Below are 2,249 nucleotides of genomic sequence, written 5' to 3'. Positions count from 1 at the left end.
CCGGCACCGGCGGCGGTCGCCAAGGTCAACGCAAGCGCGGAGGCCAGACCGATCGTCGCCGCGTGGAGCAGCTCGATCCGACCCGCCACGCCGGCTTGCGCGATGTGCGCCGCGGCGAGGACGCCGCCCGCAGCGTCGATCCGGGCCGCCGCCCGATCCTCCAGCCCGTAGCAGCGGAGTTCGGCCGCGGCCTCGGCCAGCATCGCCACTTCCTCGCGCAGCAGGCCGGTCGCGCGCTGGACGCGGCGGCCCTGCGCCTCCAGCCGGTGCGCGAGCAGGAGCCCTAGCGACAGCGCACCGCCGAGGCAGGCGAGCGTCGCGAGTGCCGCCGCCCAGCCGGCGAGCAGGATCAGCGCGGTACCCGACACGATCGCCGCGCCGACGCCCCATGGTCCGGACAGGCGGACGAAGCGCAGCTCGATCGCGTCGACGTCGCCGATCAGTCGCGCGGTCGCCTCGCCCCGACCGAGTGCCAGCGCGCGGTCGGGCGGGGCTGCGGCGATCGCGCGGAACAACGCAGGGCGCAGGCGGGCGAGCGCACCGAACGCGGCGGCATGCCCCGCCAGCCGCTCGCCGTAGCGCGCGCCGGTCCGGACGATCGCGAGCAACCGGATGCCTGCGGACGGCAGCATGAAATTGAACGCCTGCGCCACCGCCATGCCGCCCGCGCCCGCGATCGCCGCGGCGGTGATGAACCAGCCCGACAGGCCGAGCAGCAGGATCGACGCGGCGGCGACCAGCGCGGCGCAGGTCGCGGCCTGACGAAGTCGGCGGCGTTCGGCACGGCGTTCGCGGGCGAGGAGATCCGACAGCGTCATGCGGTTTCTCCCAAGTGAACCGTGCGCGTTGCGATCGCGGCGAGCGCGGCGCTGTGCGTGGCGATCAGCGTCGTGCGGCCCGTCATCGCACGCGCGATGGTGGCGATCAGCGCGGCTTCGGCATCGGCATCGAGATGCGCGGTCGGCTCGTCGAGCAGCAGGAACGGCGCGGGCTTCAGCAGAGCACGGGCGAGCGACAGCCGCCGCCGCTCGCCGCCCGAAAGCCCGCCGCCGCGTGCATCTAGCGGTGCATCGAGCCCGCGCGCACGGTGCGCGAGCATCGGGCCGAGCCCCGCTGCGTCGATTGCTGCGTGCAGCGCCGCCTCGGTCGCGGTCGGATGCGCGAGCAGCAGGTTCTCGCGGATCGTGCCGGGGATCAGCAGGGGATGCTGGCCCGCCCAGCTCGCGCGGCCCGCCAGCGTGTCGAGCGGTTCGCCGTCCAGCGTCATGCTGCCGGCCGTGAGCGGCGCCAGCCCCAGCAGGAGGTGCAGCACGCTGGTCTTGCCGCTGCCCGACGGGCCGAGCAGCGCGACCGTCTCGCCCGGTACGATCGTCAACGACAGGCGGGATACCGCCGGGTGATCGGACCCTGGATAGCGGATCGATACGTCGCGCAGCGTCAGCGTGCCGCTGGTCGATCCGATCGGCGCGCGAGAAACCGGTTCCGGCATCGCCATCAGCGCATCCGCGGCGGTCTCGGCGGCCTGCTTGTCGTGATACGCGGCGGCGAGGCGCCGCATCGGCGCGTAGAATTCGGGGGCCAGTGCCAGCACGAAGAACGCCTGGCCGAGCGTTAGCGTCTCGGGTGCGGTGAACGGCAACAGCCCGAGCAGCGCGAACCCGCAATAGACCGCGACCAGCGCGACCGAGAGCGCGGCGAAGAACTCCAGCGAAGCCGACGACAGGAACGCGACGCGCAGCACGCGGATCGTCCGCCGTGCGAGATCGTCCGCGGCGGTGCCGATCGCGACCGCCTCGCGGTCCTCGGCGCGGAAGGCGAGCACCACCGGCAGCGCGCGGATCCGGTCGGCGAACCGTCCCGAAAGGCGTGCGAGCGCGGCGAACTGGCGGCGTGACTCGTCCGCGGCAGCACCGCCCGCAAGCGCCATCGCGGCGATGAAGGGGATCAACGTCAGCGCCAGGATCGCGGTCGCGACCCAGCTTGCGCAGGCGGTGGCGAGAAGCACGATCAACGGCGCGATCGAGCTGGCCCGATGCGCGGGGAGGAAGCGCGCGACATGGCCGTCGAGCGCCTCCACCGCGTCGACCGCGAGATGCGCGAAGCCGCCGTCGCCGATCGGCCTGTCGGGCGCACGGTGAAGCGCCGCGGCGACGACGAGGCCGCGCTGGCGGTGCTTCGCCGCAGCCGCGCCGCGTGCGCCGACCTGGATCGCCGCCATCGCCAGGCACCCGCGTGCCGCACCCGCGGCG

1 protein-coding gene and 1 pseudogene are annotated in these 2,249 nt (G+C 74.1%); both read right to left on the bottom strand.

Going from position 1 to position 2,249, the window contains the following annotated elements; translation table 11 throughout:
• A pseudogene (locus tag IFR23_RS19930) lies at positions 1 to 818 on the bottom strand (cysteine ABC transporter permease); the annotation flags it as partial.
• On the bottom strand, positions 815 to 2,249 hold a 1,435-nt coding region (cydD, locus tag IFR23_RS19925; protein ID WP_192977296.1), incomplete at its 5' end, for a thiol reductant ABC exporter subunit CydD. The pseudogene IFR23_RS19930 and the gene cydD, both read right to left, overlap by 4 nt.

Source organism: Sphingomonas sp. CFBP 13603, from assembly GCF_014892665.1.
GTDB lineage: Bacteria > Pseudomonadota > Alphaproteobacteria > Sphingomonadales > Sphingomonadaceae > Sphingomonas.
Note: the sequence above shows the minus strand (reverse complement) of the source record. Positions and strands in the feature narration are given on the sequence as shown.